The sequence below is a fragment of the Micromonospora sp. SH-82 genome (genome assembly GCF_051132485.1).
GTDB lineage: Bacteria > Actinomycetota > Actinomycetes > Mycobacteriales > Micromonosporaceae > Micromonospora.
Genome location: NZ_CP148049.1, coordinates 5,583,910 through 5,605,641, shown reverse-complemented (window position 1 = coordinate 5,605,641; position 21,732 = coordinate 5,583,910). Strand labels below are relative to the sequence as shown.

Sequence of the window (21,732 nt, the reverse complement as noted above, 5' to 3'; positions counted from 1 at the left end):
CGGCGTCAGGGCTCGCGGCCCTCGGGCATCGGGGCGGGGGCGGCGTCACGCATCCGCTCCGGGGTCCAGTGCTCCCCGGCCCCGTCGGGGCGGGCGGGAGACCGGGTCGTCTCGGTGATCCCGGCGGACGCGCCGGGGCCCGAGGCGTGGTCGCCTCCGGCCCGCAGCAGCCCGGCCACCCCGGCGGCACCCCCGAGCAGTGCGACGACAGCGACCCCGGTGAGGATCATGGCTCGACCGGACACGGGACACCTCCTTCAATGTGATCCGCTTTCACGTCATTCGTTCACCATAGCCATTCTGGCACGTGCGGGCGCTCGCCGGAACCGGAACGGGGCGCCCCCGCCGGGGCACCCCGTCTCGTGAATTGTTCTACCGTTTTCCGGTGTCACCAGGTGCGGCTGGCGTACGCCCGGTAGAGCGTACCGACCACCGCGTCGGAAAAGTGCGGAGAACCGATGTACGAAGGGTTGTCCTTGTTGTTGGTGTAACTGGTCACCCCGTGCACGTCACCGATTCTGGTGGTGTTGTCGTATCGGTAGTACCAGGGTCCGCCACTCGATCCGCCGCCCCACGGGCAGCCCATCTCGATCCGGTTGCTGCCGGCGTCGGAGGAGGTGCCGGAGCAGACCCACTGCGCCTCCCCGCCACCCCGGTTGCTCGGGTAGCCGAAGATGTCGTACCGGTAGGTCCGGCCACCGCCGGTGAGCAGCCCGTTTCCGCCGACCGCGTCCACCACCGAGCGGGTGCCGTGGACCAGGGCGACGCCGACGTCGTACTGCCGCTCCCGGGTGTTGATCCACCCGGTCGGGACGGCCAACGTGGACCAGGTCCAGGTGCCGTACGGCTGCGCCCCGTTGCGGTAGGAGGGGACGAACAGCCAGTTCGCGGTGTGCCAGGTCCGTCCGGGGCCGTCGTGCAGGCAGTGCGCGGCGGTGAACACCATGTTGCGGGCGGTGCTGTTGACCACGCTCGCCGAACAGTAGTTGCCCTGGCCGGTGGTGGAGTTGACGAAGAAGATCTTCCCCACGGTGATCGACTCGTTGAGTTGGAGGGCCCGTCGGGCGGCCTCGGCCGGTGCGGCCGCCCCGGTGGCGTGCCGTACCACCGGTCCGGGCCGGGGGAGCGGGGACAGCGTGCCCCCGGGCGGTGCGGCGGTCTCGTCCAGGGGGGTCGCCGCGGTCAGCCGCTGCGGCGTCCAGTAGCGGGCCGGGTCGGCGGTGGTCCCCGTGGTCCGGGTGACCCGGGTGGTGCCGGCCTCCCGCGCGGTGGTCTGAGTCGGCGCGGTGGTGACCGCGGCGGCCGCGCCGGTGGAGAACACCAGCGGTACGACGAAAGCGAAAAAGATCAGCAACCGTCGACCGGTGCTGTTGCGGATCGGAATGTGCTGCACGTCTCCTCCGGTCTTTCAGGGAAATGCGGTGGTCATTTGTCGAGCGATGTCGACAGCGAAGCAGCGCGCCATTATTGGTGTCAACGGAGCATGCGATTTCCGGCCTGTCGTACACCGGACGTGCCTTTCCCCGGGGTCTCTCGGTGCGGTTCTCGATCCACCCGGACGGTCGATCGCGGCCGGGGGCGGCTGTCGGTTGCCCGACCCTGCGGCGGTCCCCAGCCGCCGAGACCCGCTCGGCGTGGGGGTGGGCCGCAGCGCCGGTCGCCCGTCCCCGGTCGCGGGGCCGGCTCGCCCGGGCTCGCTCGTGTGGTGCGGGCGCTGGGTGCCCGTGCCGCAGTGCCCGTCGACCTGGGTTCATCCACCACGCCGGATCGCTCGGCACGTTGCGCTTTCGTCCGCCGAGAGGTGTACTGTCGGCAGTGTTAGAACGGGTGTTCGATTGAGGGTCGAGGTTCGCAGCTTCACCCGAGGTCGAGCACGTTCCGACGACCGGAAGTGGTGTTTCGCGGCACCGGCTTCCGGCGGGCGTGGTTCCGCGGGCCGCGCCAGGTGCCAGGCAGTCGCGAGCCCGGTGCCGTCAAGGCAGGAACGCCACCCGCCGCCCACGACCCCCGGGCGGCGGGTGGCGAACCCGCCGGTACAGCCGGCCGGGTGTGGTGTGGGGAAGCTCCGCACCCGGCCGGTCACCACCACGGCGCGTCTTCCTCCGCGCCGATCGACCCGGTCGTCTCGGCCGACGGTTCCGACGAACCGCCGTCGCCGAGGTGCCCGCATCGACGAACGCGGAGGAGACGACAATGCCTACCAGCCCGGCTCCGGTGCCGACGGTGCCCGCCCACACGCTGCCGCACCGCACTGCGCCCCAGCTTCTCGCGGTGGCCCGACGAGGGTTGGCCGATGCCGCCCAGACCCGCCCCGACGGCCTGCGCTACGCCGCCGCCCACCTGGCCGCCCTGCGCGCGGCGGCTGCCGTCCTCGCCGTCCGCGCCCGCCCCGCACCCACCCGACGTGGCCGGATCACCAGCGTCTGGATCCTGCTCTGCGGTGTCGCCCCCGAGCTGGACGAGTGGGCCGCCTTCTTCGCCGCCGCCGCCGGTAAGCGGGCCGCCGCCGAGGCCGGCATCCCCCGGGTGGTCACCGCCCGGGAGGCCGACGACCTGCTCCGGGCCGCCGAACAGTTCGTCTCCGTGGTGGAGGCGGCGCTGCGGGTGTCCCACCAACCGGCGCTCGACGGCCTCGCCGCGTGAACCCGCCGCCCGGGTGAACCCACCTGCTTGCCCGCCCCCACCGACAGTCATCGGTCGGTGGGGGCGGCGGCACCGACCGACAGAGACCCACACTCGACGGCACGACGGGGGGAAGTTCCGATGGCGGGCCGCATGGTGGTCGGCTCCACCGCGCTCGCCGGCCTGGTGCGTCCGGCGAGCGCGCCGGACCCGGCCGGGAGCCACCGGCTCCTGCCGGTGGCTCCCGAACTCACCGGTCTGCTGCCCAGCCGGGGCCTGCGTCGGGGGAGCACTGTCGCGGTCGCCACCGGTCGACCCCGGGCCGGTGGCGGCACGTCACTGGTGTTGGCCCTGCTCGCCGAGGCGTCCCGGGCCGGATCGTGGTGCGCGGTGGTGGGGGTGCCGACCTTCGGTGTCGGCGCGGCGGCCGAGCTGGGGATCGCCCTGGACCGGTTGGCCCTGGTGCCGGACCCCGGGCCGGAGTGGCCGACCGTCGTCGCCGCCCTGATCGACGGGGTGGACGTGGTGGTCACGGCGGTGCCGGGTTCGGTGGCCCCGTCGGTCGCCGACCGGCTGGCCGCCCGGGCCCGACAACGGGGCAGCGTGCTCGTCCCGTACGGGCGGTGGGACGGAGCCGACGTCACACTGCGGGTGGTCCGGGGGGCCTGGGAGGGGCTCGGCCGGGGGCGGGGAAGGCTGCGGCGACGTGAGGTGACAGTGGCCGCGCGGGGTCGCGGGGCCGCCGCCCGACCCAAGGAGATCAAGATCTGGCTACCCGGGGAGCACCTCACCCGGGTCATTCCCGCGCCGACCGCCGTCCCCGGCCGCCAGGTCGCTTCTGCGGTACGAGCGGGCGGGCAGACGCACCCGGGCGGCGCCGGATGACCGACACACCGTCGCGCATGCTGCTGCTCTGGTGCCCGGACTGGCCGGTGCTGGCCGCCGAGATCGTCGACGGAGTGCCGGCCACCGGCCCGGTCGCCGTCCTCCGCGCCAACCGGGTCCTCGTCTGCTCGGAGCAGGCCCGCGCCGAGGGCGTACGCCGAGGGCTGCGTAAACGGGAGGCGCAGGCACTCTGCCCGCAGTTGACCGTCGTCGAGCACGACCCCGGCCGGGACGCCAGCGCCTTCGAGCCGGTGGTGGCCGCCGTCGAGGACCTGGTCGCCGGGGTCGAGGTGGCCCGGCCCGGGGCCTGTGTGGTGGCCGCCCGAGGTCCCGCCCGGTACCTCGGCGGTGAGGAGGCGGCGGCCGAACAGATCATCGAACACGTCGCACAGACCTGCGCGGTGGAGAGCCAGGTGGGCATCGCCGACGGGGCGTTCGCCGCCGGGCTGGCCGCCCGTACCGGCCGGATCGTCCCGCCGGGGGCGACGCCTCGGTTCCTGGCCGACCTGCCGGTCGAGGCGCTGGGCCGGCCGGCCCTGGCCGACCTGCTGCGCCGGCTGGGGATCCGTACCCTGGGCGGTTTCGCGGCGTTGCCACCCGGCGACGTCCTGGCCCGGTTCGGCTTCGACGGCGCGCTGGCCCACCGGCTCGCCGCCGGTCGGGACCACCGGCCCCTCGCCCCCCGGCAACCCCCGGCCGACCTGACGGTGACCGCCGACTACGACGAGCCGCTCGACCGGGTCGACACCGCGGCCTTCGCCGCCCGGATGCTCGCCGAACGATTCCACGACCGACTCACCGGGCACGGTCTGGCCTGCTCCCGGCTCGGCATCGAGGCGGTCACCGCGCACGGACAGGAACTGCACCGGGTGTGGCGCCACGACGGACTGCTCACCGCCGCCGCCGTCGCCGACCGGGTGCGGTGGCAGCTCGACGGCTGGCTCTCCGGGACCAGCCGTCGGTCGCCGGTGCGCCAGTCCGGCCCGACGGCCGGGATCGTCCGGCTGCGGCTGGTTCCCGACGGGTTGATCGCCCAGGTCGGACTGCAGCCCGGCCTGTGGGGGGAGGCGGGTGAGGAGCAGGCCAGGGCACATCGGGCGCTCAACCGGGTCCAGGGCATCCTCGGCCCGGAGGCGGTGGTCACCGCGGTACTGGGCGGCGGACGTGCCCCGGCAGACCAGGTCCGTCTGGTGCCCTGGGGCGACGAACGGCCCCAGACCGGTTCACCGCGGCCGACCAGCCTGCCCCGGTCGGGGAAGGCCGCCCGGTCGGGGGCCGTCTCCCGGTCGGAAAGCGGGACCCGGTCAGGGAACGTGACCCGTTCGGGGGCGGGGGCCGGGTCGGGGAGCGGAAGGGCGGGCGGTGTGGGCGATCCGGCGATCGCGCCGTGGCCGGGGCGGCTTCCGGCGCCCTCACCGGCGGTGGTGCTGCCGAGCCCGCTCGCCGCGAGCGTCCGGGACGTCGCCGGTCAGCCGGTCGGGGTGAGTGCCCGGCTCCAGCTCACCGCCGCCCCGGCGCAGGTGCTGGTGGACACGGCCAAGCCGGTGGAGATCACCGGGTGGGCCGGCCCCTGGCCGGTGGACGAGCGCTGGTGGGCGCCGGACGAGGGACGTCGACGGGCCCGGTTCCAGGTGAGCCTGGCGGACGGTACCGCCCTGCTCCTGGCGGTGGAGGCCGGTCAGTGGCTGGTGGAGGCGATCTATGACTGAACCTCGACACCGTCCCCCCGCCTCCCGACCCCACCATGTAGATCTTGGAAGGTTCCGGCCCGCCCTCCAGGGGCCGGAACCTTCCAAGATCCAGTCGCGCCCCGGCTCCGGCGATGGTGGGGCGGTCGGAGGCGACGAGCCCGCCGGGGGACCGGTCCGGTGAGCTTCCACAACCCGAAGTTGCCCTGGTCGGAGCTGGAACGGGTGCTCTCCGGCCGCCCCGGCAGAATCAACACCGACGGCGGCGGTACCGGCAGCAGCGGCGGAAACGGTGGCAGCGGCAGCACCGGCGGAAACGGCAGCGGTGGGGGGCGGCATCTGCGCGTGGTGGATCCGCTCGCCGTCGACGCCGACGGCGGGGACGCACCGGCCTGGAGTCGCAGCCGTCAGCCGTACCAACCGCCGGTCGGTCGGTCGGGGGGACCGTCGACCGGGAAGACGGTGCCCTACGCCGAACTGCACGCCCACAGCAACTTCAGTTTCCTCGACGGGGCCAGTCACCCGGAGGAGTTGGCCGAGGAGGCCGCCCGGCTGGGGTTGACAGCCCTCGCCGTCACCGACCACGACGGTTTCTACGGGGTGGTCCGGTTCGCCGAGGCGGCCCGGGAGTTGCACCTGCCCACCGTCTTCGGCGCGGAACTCTCCCTCGGGCTGCCCGGTCGGCCCGACGGGGAACCCGATCCTCCCGGCACCCACCTGCTGCTGCTCGCCCACGGTCACGAGGGGTACGCCCGCCTCGCCCGCACCATCGCCCGGGCGCAGCTGCGGGGTGGGGAGAAGGGGCGCCCGGAGTACGGGGAGGTGGAGGAGATCGCCGCCGAGCTGCGGGACCACGTCCTGGTGCTCACCGGCTGCCGTAAGGGGCACGTACCGGCGGCCCTGCTCACCGAGGGGGTGGAGGCGGCGGCCCGGGAGTTGGACCGGCTCACCGCCCTGTTCGGGGCGGAGATGGTGGCGGTGGAGCTGACCGACCACGGCCATCCGGTCGACGCCGACCGTAACGACGCCCTCGCCGAGGTGGCCACCGCCGCCGGGCTGCCCACAGTGGCCACCAACAACGTGCACTACGCCACCCCGGGACGGCGGCGGCTGGCCACCGCGATGGCGGCGGTCCGGGCCCGGCGCAGTCTGGACGAGATCGACGGGTGGCTGCCTGCCGCCGGCACCGCCCACCTGCGCAGCGGGGCCGAGATGGCGCAGCGGTTCGCCGCGTACCCGGGTGCGGTGGCCCGGGCCGCCGAGTTCGGCGCGGAGCTCGCCTTCGACCTGCAACTGGTCGCGCCGCAGCTGCCTGCCTACCCGGTGCCGGGCGGGCACACCGAGATGAGCTGGCTGCGGCGGCTCACCCTGGAGGGCGCCCGGGACCGGTACGGGCCGCCGGAGGCGCACCCCGAGGCGTACGCGCAGCTGGAACACGAGCTGAACATGATCGAGAGGCTGGGTTTCCCCGGCTACTTCCTGGTGGTGTACGACATCGTCACGTTCTGCCGGGAGCAGGACATCTACTGCCAGGGGCGGGGGTCGGCGGCGAACTCGGCGGTCTGCTACGCGCTGCGGATCACCAACGTGGATGCGGTCCGGCACCGGCTGCTGTTCGAGCGGTTCCTCGCCCCGGAGCGGGACGGCCCGCCCGACATCGACGTGGACATCGAGTCCGACCGTCGGGAGGAGGTGATCCAGCACGTCTACGCCAGGTACGGCCGGGAGCACACCGCCCAGGTCGCCAACGTCATCTCGTACCGGCCCCGGTCGGCGGTGCGGGACGTCGCCAAGGCGTTCGGGTTCTCGCCCGGACAGCAGGACGCCTGGAGCAAACAGATCGACAGGTGGGGTTCGGTGGCGGCAGTGGACGTCGAGGGCATTCCCGAGCAGGTGGTGGCGTACGCCAACGAGTTGCAGACGGTCCCCCGGCACCTGGGCATCCACTCCGGCGGAATGGTGATCTGCGACCGGCCGGTGATCGAGGTGTGCCCGGTGGAGTGGGGGCGGATGCCGGGCCGCAGCGTGCTCCAGTGGGACAAGGACGACTGTGCCGCGGTCGGTCTGGTCAAGTTCGACCTGCTCGGCCTGGGCATGCTCTCGGCCCTGCACTACGGCTACGACCTGATCGGGGCGACCCTCGACCTGGGCGACATGACCCTCGACGACCCCGAGGTGTACGACATGCTCTGCCGGGCCGACTCGGTCGGGGTGTTCCAGGTGGAGAGTCGGGCCCAGATGGCCACTCTGCCCCGGTTGAAGCCACGCGAGTTCTACGACCTGGTGGTGGAGGTGGCGCTGATCCGGCCGGGCCCGATCCAGGGCGGGTCGGTGCATCCGTACATCCGACGCAAGAACGGCCAGGAGCCGGTGACGTACGCCCATCCGTTGATGCGCAACGCGTTGGAGAAGACCCTCGGCGTGCCGCTGTTCCAGGAGCAGCTGATGCAGCTCGCCATCGACCTGGCCGGGTTCGACGCGGCCGGGGCCGACCAGCTGCGCCGGGCGATGGGGTCGAAACGGTCGGTGGAGCGGATGGAGCGGATCGCCGACCGGCTCTACGCCGGGATGGCCGAGCGGGGGATCACCGGCGAGCTGGCCGACGACGTCTACCGCAAGCTCACCGCGTTCGCCAGTTACGGCTTCCCGGAGAGCCACGCGATGAGCTTCGCCTATCTGGTGTACGCCAGCTCCTGGCTCAAGCGCTACCATCCCGGCCCGTTCCTGGCCGCCCTGCTCAACGCCCAGCCGATGGGCTTCTACTCGCCGCAGACCCTGGTCGACGACGCCCGCCGACACGGTGTCGAGGTACGCCGTCCGGACGTCAACGCCAGCGGGGTGGGGGCGACCCTGGAGGCCACCCCGAGCACCCGGTGGGGCGGTCGGCCGGGGGAGCCGCCCCACTCCTGGGGTCTCGGCGGTCCGGTCGTCCGGTTGGGACTGTCCGGGGTGCGGACCCTCGGCGACGAGGTGGCGGAGCGGATCACTGCGGAACGGGCGGCGGGTGGGCCGTACCGGGACATGCCGGATCTGGCCCGGCGGGTCGGCCTGACCGCCGGACAGCTGGAGGCGTTGGCCACCGCGGACGCCTTCGCCGGTTTCGGGTTGACCCGCCGGGAGGCGCTCTGGGCGGCGGGGGCGGCGGCCCAGGACCGGCCGGACCGGCTGGCGGGCACTGTCACCGGGGCCGACGCGCCGATGCTGCCGGGGATGGCGGCGGTGGACCGGCTGGTCGCCGACGTCTGGGCGACCGGGCTCTCCCCGGAGAGCCACCCGGCCCGGTTCGTCCGCGACCACCTCGACGCCGTCGGGGCGGTGCCGATCGCCCGGCTGGGGCGGGTGGAGCCGGGGCGCCGGATCCGGGTCGGCGGGATCGTCACCCACCGGCAACGCCCGGCCACCGCCGGTGGGGTGACCTTCCTGAACCTGGAGGACGAGACCGGGATGCTCAACGTGACCTGTTCGCCGGGGCTGTGGCAGCGGTACCGCCGGGTGGCCCGGACCAGCGCCGCCCTGGTGGTGCGGGGCCGGTTGCAGCGGCACGAGGGGGTCACCAGCCTCACCGCCGACCGGCTCGACGCGATCGAGGCCCCGGTACGTCCGCCCTCCCGGGACTTCCGGTGAACCGCCCGCACCGGTGGCGTCGGCAATGTCACAGCGGTGTTTACCGAAGCGCCTACCAGGAGAGATCCCTGCGTAGGCATCCTGCGGGATCATCTTGATGATCTCGCGGGTACCGGCGAAGATCTGGTAACCCCGTCGCCCGGTGAAAGGAAGAACGACAGGATGGGCAACAACGGCTACAACGGAGTGGCCAACGCGCGGCGTACCCGACTCGTCGCGGGTTGGGTGCCGGTGCACCACTCCGAACCCCGTGAGTACGCGGTCACCGAGGGACCGGTGGCCAACGTCCGGCGTTCCCGCGCCGAGGAGGAGTTCCCCGCCACTGCTCAGGCGTGATCCCCGTCCGGCGCGCCCGGTGGCGGAGGGGGCCCGGCTCATCCCGTCCGGGGTGACTAGGCTCGACCGGGTGGAGCAGACCCGAGACCCGCTCACCGGGCCGCCGTTGACCCCGCGTACCGCCGTGATCTGGTCGGTGCTGCGGGCCGAACTGGACCGCCGCGCCGACACCCGGTTGAGGGTGCTCGACGTCGGCGGCGGCACCGGCGGGTTCGCCGTGCCGCTGGCGCAGGCCGGTCACCAGGTCACCGTCGTCGACGCAAGCCCCGACGCGCTCGCCGCGTTGATCCGCCGGGCCGCCGAGGCCGGGGTCGCCGACCGGATCCACGCGGTACAGGGCGACGGTGACGCCCTCGCCGGGCTCGTCGACCCGGGCAGCGTCGACCTGGTCCTCTGTCATGCGGTGCTGGAGGTCGTCGACGACCCGGCCCCGGTGGTGGCCGCGCTGGTCGCCGCCCTGCGACCCGGTGGCGCGGTGAGCGTCCTGGTCGCCGGCCGGGCCGCTGCGGTGCTCGCCCGGGCCACCGGCGGGCACCTGGACACGGCCGCCGCCCTGGCCGCCGACCCGAACGGCACCACCGGTCCCCGGGACACCCTGCGCCGCCGTTTCGACGCCGACGGCGCCGCCGCGCTGGTGCGGTCCGCCGGGGCGGTGGTCGAGGAGATCCACGGGGTACGCGTCCTGGCCGACCTGTTGCCCGCCGCGGTGGCCGACAGCCAACAGGCCGCCCTGGTCGAGCTGGAACGGGCACTGGCCGGTCGGTCCCCGTACCGGGACTTCGCCGCCGCGCTGCACGTGTTCGCCCGTCGACCGGCATGACCGATCCGCATCCGCTGAGCCGGATCAGTCCCCGGTACTCCGGGGACAGCCTGGCCGACGTGCTCCCCGGGGCGCTGGCCGTGCTCGGGGTCCCGGGTGCGGTGGACCGGCTGGGCCTGTCGCCCCGACTCGCCGGGGTACGCCGGATCGCCGTCCTGCTCGTCGACGGCCTCGGCTGGTACCACCTCCCGGTCGTGGCCCGGCACGCGCCGACCCTCGCCGGTCTGGCCGCCACCGTCGGGCGGCCGATCGTCACCGGCTTCCCGTCCACCACCCCGACCAGCCTGGTCACCCTCGGCACCGGGGCGCCTCCGGGCCGCCACGGGGTCCTCGGCTTCCGGGTCCGGGTGCCCGGCAGCGACCGGGTCCTGTCCCACGTCGCCTGGGCCGACGACCCGGATCCGCTGCGGTGGCAGCCGGTCCCCACCCAGTTGGAACTGGCCCGCGCCGCCGGGGTGGCCACCACCGTCGTCAGCCGCCCCGAGTTCGGGGGCAGCGGCCTGACCCTCGCCGCGAACCGGGGTGGTGACTTCCGGGGCGCCGCCGACCTCGACGCGCTCGCCGTCGAGGTGCTGACCGCGCTCACCGCCGGGTCCGGCCCCACCCTGGTCTCGGCGTACCACCCCGACCTGGACCGGCACGGTCACCTCACCGGCGTGGACTCGGAGCCGTGGCGGACCGCCGCCACCGAGCTGGACGGGCTGCTGGCCCGACTGGTCGACGGGCTTCCGGCCGACGCCGCCCTGCTGGTCACCGCCGACCACGGCCAGCTCGACATTCCGGTCGAGCACCGCTTCGACCTGGACACCGACCCCCGGCTGAGCGCCGGGCTCCGGCTCGTCACCGGCGAACCCCGGGTCCGCTACCTGCACGTGACCCCGGGCGCGGAGGCCGACGTGGTGGCCGCCTGGTCGGCGGTCCTCGGGGACGCCGCCCAGGTCACCACCCGCGCCGAGGCGGTCGCCGCCGGTTGGTTCGGGCCGGTCCCCGAGGAACATCTGGGGCGCATCGGTGACGTGGTGGTCGTCTGCCGGGACACGTACGTGGTGGTGGCGTCGGTCTCCGAGTCGCCGATGGCGGCCCGGCTGGTCGGCTACCACGGTGCGGACACCGCAGCCGAGATGACGGTCCCGCTCCTGGCGATCCGGGGCTGACCCGCCCGCCCTGACGCCGACCGGGCCGGGAACCGGCCGACGTGGTGTCGTACCCGGGGGTTAGCCTGCGGCGATGGGGCGTAGCCAGTCGTTGCCACGCGGTGGGGGTGATCCCCGGTTCGGCCCGGACGCCGACGACACCGGGTGCCCGATCCTGCACGTCGACATGGACGCCTTCTACGCCTCGGTCGAGGTGCGATACCGGCCCGAACTGCGCGGCCGGCCCGTCGTGGTCGGCGGGGTCGGGCCGCGCGGGGTGGTCAGCTCCGCCAGCTACGAGGCCCGGCGGTACGGCGTCCGCAGCGCCATGCCCACCTCGCGGGCCCGGGCGCTGTGCCCCCACGCTGTCTACCTCCCGCCTGACTTCCCCCGGTACACCGCCGCCTCCCGGGCGGTGATGCAGATCTTCCGGGACGTCACCCCGCTCGTCGAACCCCTCTCGCTGGACGAGGCCTTCCTCGACGTGGCGGGAGCGCGTCGACTCTTCGGCCGGCCGGCGGAGATCGCCCGCACCATCCGCGCACGGGTCGTCGCGGACCAGGGACTGACCTGCTCGGTGGGGGTGGGGCCGAGCAAGTTCGTGGCCAAGCTCGGCTCGACCCGCGCCAAGCCGGACGGGCTGCTCGTGGTGCCGGCCGGGCAGGTCCTCGACTTCCTGCACCCGCTGCCGGTGTCGGCGCTGTGGGGGGTGGGGGAACGGTCGGAGCAGAGTCTGCGGCGGCTGGGCCTGGCCACCATCGGTGACCTGGCCGAGGCCCCGTACGGCATGCTCCGGCGGGCGGTCGGTGACGCCGCCGCCGCCCACCTGCGCGACCTGGCCGCCGGGCAGGACCCGCGCCGGGTCAACCCGGAGCAGGTGGAGAAGTCGATCGGGGCCGAGACGACCTTCGAGACCGACGTGACCGACAGGCAGGAGATCCGACGGGTCCTGCTCGCCCTCGCCGACAAGGTGGGTGCCCGGCTGCGCCGGGCCGGCCAGGTGGGGCGGACCGTGTCGGTGAAGGTGCGGATGGCCGACTTCCGCACCGTCAACCGGTCCCGCACCCTCGACGTGTCCACCGACACCGCCCGGGAGGTGTTCGACACCGTATGGGCGTTGTTCACCGCTCTCGACCCGGACGAGCCGATCCGGTTGGTCGGGGTCCGGGTGGAGGGACTCGCCGGTGCCGGGCGGACTCCCCGGCAACTCGCCCTGGGTGCTCCGGAGCGGGGGTGGCGGGAGGCGGAGGCCGCGATGGACGCGGCAGTTGCCCGATTCGGGCGGTCCGTCATAGGTCCGGCCAGCCTGTTGGGCCGGGCCGAACCCCGCCGAAACGAAAATCCGCCCCGGCCATAGGTCGTCCCGCTTTCCGACGCGCGACCCCCCTCGTAGACTGGCGGGTAAGCAGCCGAACGGCTGCCACGGTCTGTCGACCCGTGTGGGCCGACCAACGTGACCGGGGAGGAGTGCCGTGCCACTCTCGGAGCACGAGCAGCGGCTGTTCGAGCAGATCGAGCAGTCGCTCGCCGAGGACCCCAAGTTCGCCTCGGCTGTGCGTGCCAGCGACCCGCGTTTCCATGCGCGGCGTCGCCTGCTCGTCGCTGGCGGTCTGATCATCGCTGGGCTCGCCCTTCTGGTCTACGGGGCGGTCATCAAGACCCCACCGTTGGCGGTGGCGGGCTTCGTGGTGATGTTGGCCTCGGCGGCGTTCGCGGTGCAGTCGCACCGCAAGGGGCAGGCGCCGGACCTGCACGTGGTGGGTGGCACGACGAGCCGCCGACGGCCCCGGGGCCGTACGGGGCGTCGGTCGTCGCTGCTGGACCGCATGGAGGACCGGTGGCGGCAACGCCCGGAAGGGCACCGCTGAGCACGACCCGCCGCTGAGGCGGCGGGTCCGACAGCACGACAGGAGCGGGCACCGGTCGAACCGGTGACCCGCTAGCTGTCGTCGTATCCCCGGTAGCAGCTCACCCCCGGTACCAGCTCACCCCCGGTACCAGCTCACCCCCGGTACCAGCTCACCCCCGGTACCAGCTCACCCCCGGTCGTCCCGTGGAGTGGTCGCCGCCGTCCCACCCGGGCGCGGGTCCCCGGCCCTCGGCCGCCCGACGTCGACGTCGGGTGACCCGGGGGGAGACGGGCGGGTGCGACCCGTCGGGTGCACCCACCCGACGACCCACAGCGTGCAGGGCAACGGGGGCCTCCGGCCCCGCCCAGGTCGGGGCAGGGCCGGAGGACCCCCGGTCAGCGACCGGCCCGACCGGCGAGAAGCCGCCGGGGGTTCCACCGCAACAGCCGTGAGCGAAGCCGACCCGAGCCGGCCACCACCCGGGACGAGGACTCCGCCAGCCCCATCCGCCAGCGCATCAGCACCGACGGCGGGAGGACCGCGGCCACCACCCGGGTCCGCCGGTCGGCCCGTCCGGCCAGCACCCCCCGTACGGTGTCCAGGGCCGGTGGCAGGGGCTCCCCGGTCAGGGGGCTGCGGGCGTACCGGGCACGTTCCTCGGCCCGGCCGAGCAGGCGCACCGCCGAGGTGGCCGACTCGTCACCGGTCAGCGCGTCGGCGGCCAGCCGCTCGGCGGTCACCCGGGGGGTCTCCGACAGGTCCACCCGGACCCGGTAGTCGACAAGGGTGTCCATCAGCTCCTCCCAGGCGGCGTGGGCGTGCGCCCGGGCCCGGTCGTCGTCGATCTCCACCAGCACCGGCCGGCCCCCCTCGACGGGCCCGTCGAGGCTCGCCGGATCCGTCCGCACCGTCGGCCCGACCACAGGTCGACCCCGGTGCCGACGGACCAGCATCCGACGCAGGGCCGGGACCGCCAGCAGCGCGAACGAGGCCAGGACGGCCAGCGTCCACCAGGGCCAGCGGGGGGACTCCTCGGCCGGTGCCGCGCCGGCCGGGTCGAAGCCCTGGTCGACGTCCTCCTCCACCCCACCAGGGGTGTCCACCGGTGCGGAGGCCGCTGGGTCGTCCGGGGTGACCGGGGCGTCGGCCTCCGGGGCCGTCGGCTCCGGAGCGTCGGTGTCCGGAGCCCACTCCGAACGGGTCCACCCCTGGACCCCGTACGTCGGGGTCGCGTCGAAGGGCACCCAGCCGATCCGGTCGAAGTAGACCTCGGTCCAGGCGTGCAGGTTCCGGTTGGTCAGGGTGTACGTGTTGCCGTCCCGGTCACTGCCGTTGGTGAAGCCGAACGCCACCCGGGCCGGGATGCCGGCCGCCCGGACCAGCCAGGCCATCGCGGCGGCGTACTGCTGGCAGAAGCCCACCTTGTTGTTCAGGAAGTCGACGATCTCCTCGCCGCTGGTCCCGCTCTCGGTGGTCAGCTGGTAGGTGAAGCCGTTGTCGGCCGAGAAGTGGTCGTAGACGGCGCGGACCTTGTCGTAGTCGGTCCGGGCACCCTGGGTCAGCTGGGTGACCAGTTCCTCGACCTCGCGGACCTCCGGGGTGACCGTGTACCGGCGGCGCAGGTCGTTCTCGGCCGGCAGCGGCCGGGCCTGACGCAGCACCTGCGGGGTGTAGGTGGACCGGACGTAGTCGAACGAGTACTGCTTGCCCCGGGAGTTCTCCCGGTTGGAGAACAGGACCTGCAGGTCCCGGTCGTAGAACCAGGCCCCGCTGAGCTCCTCGGTACGGATCGGCTCGGCGTACGTGGGCAGCAACGGCATGGTCAGGTTCCGGGTCACCTCGATGGTGGCCCGGTACTGGCGCTGCTCGACGCCGGGCAGGACCTGCCCCCGCGGGTCGGGCAGCTCCTGGTTGACCGGCCGACCGCTGGGGCTGCGCACCCGGAAACCGTCCGACCGCAGGTCGTCGGCGACCCCGTAGCGCAGGTAGAACGGGCTCTCCTCGTTGGTGGTCACCTTCACGAAGTCGGTGACCTGCCCCTGGGTTAGCTGCCCGCTGAGGGAGGCGAACAGGTCGATCCGGCCGGGTGACCCACCCTGGCCGTCACCCCCGGCACCGGCCCCCGTTCCGGTGCTCAGCCGGGTGAGCAACCCGTGGGACATCCCGGGTACGGCGAGCGGCAGGGCCACCGCCACCGCCACACCCACCACGGCCAGGCGGCGGCCCGCGGCGGCCAGGGGAGACGCCTCCCACACGCTGACGTCGCGTCCCTCACCGGTGAACCGGCGGCCGAACCGGCGTACCCGGTCGATGTGGTCGGTGACCAGCAGCCAGAGGTAACCGGTCGCGCCGACCACGAACGGCACGGCGGGGACGCTGTCGACGTAGATCGCCACCGGCACCGAGTAGATGGCCAGCATCGGCAGCCCGGCCAGGGCCGGCTTGCGCAGGCCGACAGCGAGCACGTCCACCAGCACCGCGACCGAGCCGATCCCCAGGACGGCGATGAACAGCAACGGGTCGGTGTCGGGGACCTTCACCCCGTACGAGCGCATGTCCTCCAACGAGGTGGTGAGCAGCTCGCCGAAGTGGGTGAAGGTGGCCGGCGTCGGCACCACGGCGGCCAGGCCGGACCCGGCGGGGAACAGCCAGTTCAACGCCAACAGCAGCCCGGCGAGCATGCCGAGCACCTGCCCCCACAGCGGTACCCGCAGCAGTCGGGTCACCATCGCCGCCGCGGCCACCGCGGCGACGACCACGGCGGACTGGATCAACCACGTCCAGCGTTCGAAGATGGCCGACAGCGGCGCCGACGCGAGCAGCGTCGCCATGGCGGCGACGAAGCCGAGATTTCGGTGCGCGGTCACGCTGGCACTCCGTTCCCCTGATGGATCTCAGGACCTGCCCGACGGGCAGGTCCTCACTTGACGCCCCCGGCCACCGTCTCGGCCATCGCCGCCCGCAGTGCGAACCCCTGCGAGCCCCGGGCGGTCTGCGGCCACAGGGCCGCGAGCTGGTCGCCGTGTCCCACACCGACCACCCGCCACCCGCTCTGGAGCAGGACCAGCGCGGAGGCGTCGTGGGCGTGCGCGGCCTCGGTGCGGGCCCGGTCCGGCAGGCTCAGCCAGGCCGAGCTGTCCAGCAGGAAGCCGACGCAGGTCGCCCCGTTGCCGCGCAACCCGGAGAGCACCTCGGCCTCGGCGGTGTCCAGCGACCCGAGCAGCGCGATGATCAGACCCCCGTCGGAGCGCTGACGGACCCGCTGCACCAGCGTGGTGACCTCGGTGTGCTTGTCGAGCCGGACGTCGGCGAGGTGGTCGAGGAGCAGTCCCTCCCCGGCGCCCTCACCGGCGTCGACGTCCACCCCCGAACCGGTGACCAGGCGCATCTTGTAGCCGGCCTGCCGCAGGTGCACGGCGATGCTCGCGGCGGCCGTGACCGCCCACTCGAAGCTCGCCGCCGGCCCGTCGCCCCGGTGGGCGAAGGCCCGGGTGTCCAGCACCACGGTGGCCCGCGCCTCCCACGGCTGTTCCTCCCGCCGGACCATCAGCTCGCCGGTCCGGGCCGTCGACTTCCAGTGCACCCGGCGGAGGTCGTCACCGCGCCGGTACTCCCGGGTCGCCGCGTCGTCCTCGCCGTGCACCGCCACCGACCGGGACCGGCTCTCGCCGCTGCCGGCGTACTCCCCGGGGAGGCGGATCGACGGCAGCGCGACGACCTGCGGGATCACCGTGAGGTTGTCGGTGCTGGGGAAGGCCCTGGTCAGCTCGCAGAGTCCGAACGGGTCGGTCATCCGGACCACCAGCGGACCGACCTCGTACCGGCCCCGGACGTCGGCCCGGACGGTGTACGCCACCGAGCTGGCCTGGTGTGCCCCGAGCCGTTCCAGCACCACGCGGGGGCGGCTGCCCAACGCGTAGGGCAGCCGGTCCTCCAGCAGGAGGGTGCCGGTGGGCAGGCGGGACATGTTCTGCAACCGCAGCACCACCCGGGAACTCGCCCCGACCGGGACCCGGTGCGGGTCCAGTGACCGGCTGCACGCCAGCTTGTACCGGCTGCGCCCGACGTAGGCGGCCCCCAGCAACGGCAGGACGCCCAGCAGGACGGCCACCCGGAGCAGATCCTTCTCGCCGAGGATCCCGGCGGAGATGGCCGCCGCCACGGCGGCCGCGAGGAAGGAGCGCCCCCGAGTGGTCAGGCCGCGCAGCCCGTCACGCACGGTCACGGCCTCCGGGGTTCGAACGGCGGGCGGCCGTTACCGGCCGCCGGCCGGGTGTCGTACGGCGAACGCTGCCTGTCGTGCGGCAACGGCAGCCGGTGCACCAGGTCGGAGACGATGGCGTCGGTGGTACGCCGGGCCAGCTGGGCGTCCGCGGTCGGGATGATCCGGTGCGCCAGCACCGGTACGGCCAGCACCTGCAGGTCGTCGGGGAGGACGTAGTCCCGGCCCTCCAGGGCGGCCACCGCACGTGCGGTGCGCAGCAGTTGCAGGGTGGACCGGGGGGAAGCGCCCAGGCGCAGCTCGGGGGCCTCCCGGGTGGCGGTGACCAGGTCGATCGCGTACTGCTTGACGGCGTCGGCCACGTGGACGTGACGGACGGTGGCGATCAGCCCCCGGACGGTGGCCGCGTCGGAGACCGCTCGCAGCTCCTGCAACGGATCGACGGCACCGTGCCCGTCCAGCATGGCCAGCTCGGCCTCCGGCCCCGGGTAGCCCATGGCGATCCGGGCGGTGAACCGGTCCCGCTGCGCCTCGGGCAGCGGGTAGGTCCCCTCCATCTCGATCGGGTTCTGGGTGGCGATCACCATGAACGGAGTCTGCAGCTGGTAGGTGACACCGTCGACGGTGACCTGCCGTTCCTCCATGCACTCCAGGAGGGCGGACTGGGTCTTCGGCGACGCCCGGTTGATCTCGTCACCGACGACCAGGTTGGCGAAGACCGCCCCGGGTCGGAACTCGAAGTCGTGCGTCTCCTGGTTGTAGACGCTGACCCCGGTGACGTCACTGGGCAGCAGGTCGGGAGTGAACTGGATGCGCCGTACCGAACAGTCGATGGAGCGGGCGAGCGCCTTGGCCAGCTTGGTCTTTCCCACCCCCGGGACGTCCTCGATCAACAGGTGACCCTCGGCGAGCAGGACGGCCAAGGCGAGTCGCACCGTGGCGGTCTTGCCTTCGATGACCTGTTCGATGTTGGCCACGATGGCTTCGCTGGCGGTGCGGAACTCGTCGTGCGGCAGCAGGCCGCCCACCTCGTCCCAGGTCTGTTGTGTCACGGGCCTCCTCCTCGTCGCCTCCGACAGCAGCTCTGAGCGAGCACAGGACCTTCGTTTCGCGACGTAGAGCCTCGTCTGCCGCAGGATTCACTGGTCTCTCAGGCTAACCATGTTTCGCGCCATCGCCGACTCCCGCAGGTAGACAGCCGGTTACGCCCCGATATTCGCCGGGAAGGGGGATTCCCCCAGGCCCGGCACGGTCCGTGCCCGCCACGGAGTCCGTGACGGCCGGTTGTTCCACGTGCATTCACGGGTCCGGGGCGGTCCCGGTTCAATTCGGATCCGGATGCCCGCCCCGACCACCACTGGCGTCATCGACCCCCGACGTGGTATGCGAGGCGACCTGCGGTCGGAGGCCGGGGTACACTGCCGGACATGGGCGGAGTCTTCCTGCTTCTTACCGGGCCGTGCTGATGCGCTGACCACGCGCGACAGCACGGCGGCCCCTCCTGCGCGGGGGGCTTTTTCGTGTCCGCAGCAGACCTTCCCGACCAGCCTCGCCCGCTCCGGCGGGCCGACCTTCCACCGAAACACCGCGCCGAGGAGACGCCATGAGTGAGGCCGCCGCACCGACGGGCGACACCCCCCCGTACCGGTACACAGCGGAACTGGCCGGCGAGATCGAGCGCCGGTGGCAGGACACCTGGGAGCGGGAGGGCACCTTCCACGCCCCCAACCCCACCGGCCCGCTGGCCGACCCGGACCACCCCCGGGCCGGCGCGGAGAAGCTGTACGTGCTGGACATGTTCCCCTACCCGTCCGGGTCGGGCCTGCACGTCGGGCACCCGCTGGGCTACATCGGCACCGACTGTTACGCCCGGTTCCAGCGGATGGCGGGCCGTAACGTCCTGCACACGATGGGTTTCGACGCCTTCGGGCTCCCCGCCGAGCAGTACGCGGTGCAGACCGGCACCCACCCCCGGACCACCACCGTGGCGAACATCGAGCGGTACAAGGCGCAGCTGCGCCGACTGGGGCTGGCCCACGACGAGCGCCGCTCGGTGGCCACCATCGACACGGACTTCTACCGGTGGACCCAGTGGATCTTCCTGCAGGTCTTCAACTCCTGGTACGACCCGACCGCCGGCCGGGCCCGGCCGATCGCCGAGCTGGTCGCCGAGTTCTCCGCAGGTGAGCGGTCCACTCCGGACGGACGGCCCTGGGCCGAGCTGACCCCGGCGCAGCAGCGGGCGATCGTCGACGACCACCGGCTGGCCTACGTCTCCGAGGCGCCGGTGAACTGGTGCCCGGGGCTGGGCACCGTGCTGGCCAACGAGGAGGTCACCGCCGACGGCCGCTCCGAGCGCGGCAACTTCCCGGTCTTCAAGCGGAACCTGAAGCAGTGGATGATGCGGATCACCGCGTACGCCGACCGGCTCCTGACGGACCTGGACGTCCTGGACTGGCCCGAGCCGATCAAGCTGATGCAGCGCAACTGGATCGGCCGCTCCCAGGGCGCGCACATCTCCTTCCCGATCGCGGCGGGTGCGTCGGCCGTCGAGGACGGGACCCGCATCACCGTCTTCACCACCCGTCCGGACACCGTCTTCGGGGCCACCTACATGGTGCTGGCCCCCGAGCACGAACTGGTCGACGCGCTGGTGCCGACGGCCTGGCCGGAGGGGACGAAGGAGGCGTGGACCGGCGGGCACGCCGGACCCCGGGCGGCAGTCGAGGCGTACCGGAAGGCGGCGGCGGCCAAGACCGACCTGGAGCGGCAGGCGGAGAACCGGGAGAAGACCGGTGTCTTCGTCGGCGCGTACGCCGTCAACCCGGCCACCGGGGCTGAGGTCCCGGTCTTCATCGCCGACTACGTCCTGGCCGGCTACGGCACCGGGGCGATCATGGCGGTTCCCGCCCAGGACGAGCGGGACTGGGAATTCGCGGAGGTCTTCGACCTGCCGATCGTGCGGACGGTGCAGCCCACCGAGGGGTTCACCGGCAAGGCGTTCACCGGTGACGGCCCGGCGATCAACAGCGCCGCCCCGGAACGCGGCCTGGACCTGGACGGACTCGGGGTGGCCGAGGCCAAGGAACGAATCGTGCGGTGGCTGGAGGAGACCGGACACGGCACCGGGGCGATCACCTACCGGCTGCGGGACTGGCTGTTCTCCCGGCAGCGGTACTGGGGCGAGCCCTTCCCGATCGTGTACGACGCCGACGGGGCGGCGATCGCCCTGCCCGAGGAGATGCTCCCGGTCGAGCTGCCCGAGGTTGACGACTTCTCGCCACGGACCTTCGACCCCGGCGACGCCGACAGCGAACCGGAGACCCCGCTGTCGCGTCGCAAGGACTGGGTGGAGGTCGAGCTGGACCTGGGCGACGGGCCGAAGCGGTACACCCGGGAGACCAACGTCATGCCGCAGTGGGCCGGCTCCTGCTGGTACGAGCTGCGCTACCTGGACCCGACCGACTCCGAGCGCTTCGTCGACCCGGAGAACGAGGCGTACTGGATGGGGCCGCGCGGTGAGGGCGACTGCGGCGGCACCGACATGTACGTCGGTGGTGCCGAACACGCCGTGCTGCACCTGCTGTACGCCCGGTTCTGGCACAAGGTCCTGTACGACCTGGGTCACGTGTCGTCGTACGAACCGTTCCGCAGGCTGTTCAACCAGGGCTACATCCAGGCGTACGCGTACACCGACGCCCGGGGCGCGTACCTGCCGGCGGAGGAGGTCGTCGAGGTCGACGGCCGGTTCCTGCACGGCGAGACGGAGGTGCGCCGGGAGTACGGCAAGATGGGCAAGTCGCTGCGCAACGTCGTCACCCCCGACGACATGTGCGCCGCCTACGGGGCCGACACCTTCCGGGTGTACGAGATGTCGATGGGTCCGCTGGAGGTCTCCCGCCCCTGGGAGACCCGGGCGGTCGTCGGGTCGTACCGGTTCCTGCAGCGGGTCTGGCGGGCGGTGGTCGACGAGCAGACCGGCGAGTCCCGGGTCGTCGACGACCCGGCCGACGAGGCCACCCGTCGGCTGCTGCACAAGGTGATCGACGGGGTCCGGGGCGACATGGCCGGGATCCGGTTCAACACCGCCATCGCCAAGCTGATCGAGCTGACCAACGCGGTGACCCGGCTGCCGGCCACCCCGCGTGAGGTGGCCGAGCCGCTGGTGCTGATGCTGGCCCCGTTCGCCCCGCACGTCGCCGAGGAGCTGTGGGGACGGTTGGGACACGCCGGTTCGCTGACCTACGTGGACTTCCCGACCGCCGACGAGGCCCTCCTGGTGGCCGAGACGGTGACCTATCCGGTGCAGGTGAACGGAAAGGTCCGGGGTCGGGTGGAGGTTCCCGCCGACGCCGACGAGTCGACGGTCCGGGCCGCGGCCCTGGAGGCGGTGGCCGCCGTCCTGGCCGGCAAGGAGCCCCGCAAGGTGATCGTGATCAAGGGCCGGATGGTCTCCGTCGTCGCCTGAGGCGAAAGGAAGGGTCCCTTCTTAACGCCTACGGTCGAGGAGGTCGCCCCTCTCACACTCCACGTGCGGGAGGGGCACCGACGG

The 21,732-nt window shown here is 73.2% G+C and carries 15 protein-coding genes; 10 read left to right on the top strand and 5 right to left on the bottom strand.

The genetic code is table 11. From position 1 onward, the window contains the following. Positions 1 to 5: 5 nt before the first annotated feature. Together WHN02_RS24545 and WHN02_RS24540 are read right to left on the bottom strand one after the other, a co-directional pair. Positions 6 to 245, bottom strand: a complete 240-nt coding sequence (locus WHN02_RS24545) for a hypothetical protein (RefSeq protein ID WP_434741028.1) — start codon at positions 243 to 245, stop codon at positions 6 to 8. Between the two features lie 143 nt (positions 246 to 388). Next, complete coding sequence (locus WHN02_RS24540) at positions 389 to 1,393, bottom strand: trypsin-like serine peptidase (RefSeq protein WP_434741027.1); 1,005 nt, start codon at positions 1,391 to 1,393, stop codon at positions 389 to 391. 800 nt (positions 1,394 to 2,193) lie between these two features. Between WHN02_RS24540 and WHN02_RS24535 the strand changes: the two genes are divergently transcribed. The 9 genes from WHN02_RS24535 (at position 2,194) to WHN02_RS24495 (ending at position 12,976) form a co-directional block, all read left to right on the top strand. After that, complete coding sequence (locus WHN02_RS24535) at positions 2,194 to 2,643, top strand: SAV_6107 family HEPN domain-containing protein (protein WP_434741026.1); 450 nt, start codon at positions 2,194 to 2,196, stop codon at positions 2,641 to 2,643. A 120-nt stretch (positions 2,644 to 2,763) separates the two neighbouring features. Continuing rightward, complete coding sequence (locus tag WHN02_RS24530; protein ID WP_434741025.1) at positions 2,764 to 3,507, top strand: hypothetical protein; 744 nt, start codon at positions 2,764 to 2,766, stop codon at positions 3,505 to 3,507. After that, the gene (locus WHN02_RS24525) at positions 3,504 to 5,216 is read left to right on the top strand and encodes a DNA polymerase Y family protein (RefSeq protein WP_434741024.1); all 1,713 of its coding nucleotides are present in this window, start codon (positions 3,504 to 3,506) and stop codon (positions 5,214 to 5,216) included. Before WHN02_RS24530 ends, WHN02_RS24525 begins: the two co-directional genes overlap by 4 nt. A 159-nt stretch (positions 5,217 to 5,375) precedes the next feature. Next, complete coding sequence (locus tag WHN02_RS24520; RefSeq protein ID WP_434741023.1) at positions 5,376 to 8,819, top strand: error-prone DNA polymerase; 3,444 nt, start codon at positions 5,376 to 5,378, stop codon at positions 8,817 to 8,819. 162 nt (positions 8,820 to 8,981) lie between these two features. After that, on the top strand, positions 8,982 to 9,155 hold the full coding sequence (locus WHN02_RS24515; RefSeq protein ID WP_350896085.1) for a hypothetical protein: 174 nt from the start codon (positions 8,982 to 8,984) through the stop codon (positions 9,153 to 9,155). Between the two features lie 52 nt (positions 9,156 to 9,207). After that, complete coding sequence (locus tag WHN02_RS24510) at positions 9,208 to 9,975, top strand: methyltransferase domain-containing protein (RefSeq protein ID WP_434741022.1); 768 nt, start codon at positions 9,208 to 9,210, stop codon at positions 9,973 to 9,975. Then, positions 9,972 to 11,129 carry an alkaline phosphatase family protein gene (locus WHN02_RS24505; RefSeq protein ID WP_434741021.1) on the top strand — a complete coding sequence of 386 codons (1,158 nt, stop codon included), beginning with the start codon at positions 9,972 to 9,974 and terminating at the stop codon, positions 11,127 to 11,129. Before WHN02_RS24510 ends, WHN02_RS24505 begins: the two co-directional genes overlap by 4 nt. A 73-nt stretch (positions 11,130 to 11,202) precedes the next feature. Then, positions 11,203 to 12,465 carry a DNA polymerase IV gene (locus WHN02_RS24500; RefSeq protein WP_434741020.1) on the top strand — a complete coding sequence of 421 codons (1,263 nt, stop codon included), beginning with the start codon at positions 11,203 to 11,205 and terminating at the stop codon, positions 12,463 to 12,465. Positions 12,466 to 12,580: 115 nt separating this feature from the next. After that, complete coding sequence (locus tag WHN02_RS24495) at positions 12,581 to 12,976, top strand: DUF3040 domain-containing protein (protein WP_434741019.1); 396 nt, start codon at positions 12,581 to 12,583, stop codon at positions 12,974 to 12,976. 377 nt (positions 12,977 to 13,353) lie between these two features. On the opposite strand, the gene WHN02_RS24490 is transcribed toward WHN02_RS24495, so the two are convergent. The 3 genes from WHN02_RS24490 to WHN02_RS24480 are packed head-to-tail and all read right to left on the bottom strand — an operon-like array spanning position 13,354 to position 18,232. Beyond that, complete coding sequence (locus WHN02_RS24490) at positions 13,354 to 15,825, bottom strand: transglutaminaseTgpA domain-containing protein (protein WP_434741018.1); 2,472 nt, start codon at positions 15,823 to 15,825, stop codon at positions 13,354 to 13,356. Between the two features lie 53 nt (positions 15,826 to 15,878). Then, positions 15,879 to 17,177 (bottom strand): DUF58 domain-containing protein, encoded by a 1,299-nt coding sequence (locus WHN02_RS24485; RefSeq protein WP_434744053.1) that lies wholly within the window; start codon positions 17,175 to 17,177, stop codon positions 15,879 to 15,881. 2 nt (positions 17,178 to 17,179) lie between these two features. Beyond that, positions 17,180 to 18,232, bottom strand: coding sequence for an AAA family ATPase (locus WHN02_RS24480; RefSeq protein WP_350896078.1), 1,053 nt, complete (start codon positions 18,230 to 18,232; stop codon positions 17,180 to 17,182). Between the two features lie 551 nt (positions 18,233 to 18,783). Between WHN02_RS24480 and leuS the strand changes: the two genes are divergently transcribed. Then, positions 18,784 to 21,648, top strand: a complete 2,865-nt coding sequence (gene leuS / locus WHN02_RS24475; RefSeq protein WP_434741017.1) for a leucine--tRNA ligase — start codon at positions 18,784 to 18,786, stop codon at positions 21,646 to 21,648. Positions 21,649 to 21,732: the final 84 nt, after the last annotated feature.

Coding starts and splice junctions, on each gene's coding strand:
- WHN02_RS24535 (WP_434741026.1), top strand. CDS start 2,194: ATGCCTACCAGCCCGGCTCCGGTGCCGACGGTGCCCGCCCACACGCTG.
- WHN02_RS24530 (WP_434741025.1), top strand. CDS start 2,764: ATGGCGGGCCGCATGGTGGTCGGCTCCACCGCGCTCGCCGGCCTGGTG.
- WHN02_RS24525 (WP_434741024.1), top strand. CDS start 3,504: ATGACCGACACACCGTCGCGCATGCTGCTGCTCTGGTGCCCGGACTGG.
- WHN02_RS24515 (WP_350896085.1), top strand. CDS start 8,982: ATGGGCAACAACGGCTACAACGGAGTGGCCAACGCGCGGCGTACCCGA.
- WHN02_RS24505 (WP_434741021.1), top strand. CDS start 9,972: ATGACCGATCCGCATCCGCTGAGCCGGATCAGTCCCCGGTACTCCGGG.
- WHN02_RS24500 (WP_434741020.1), top strand. CDS start 11,203: ATGGGGCGTAGCCAGTCGTTGCCACGCGGTGGGGGTGATCCCCGGTTC.
- leuS (WP_434741017.1), top strand. CDS start 18,784: ATGAGTGAGGCCGCCGCACCGACGGGCGACACCCCCCCGTACCGGTAC.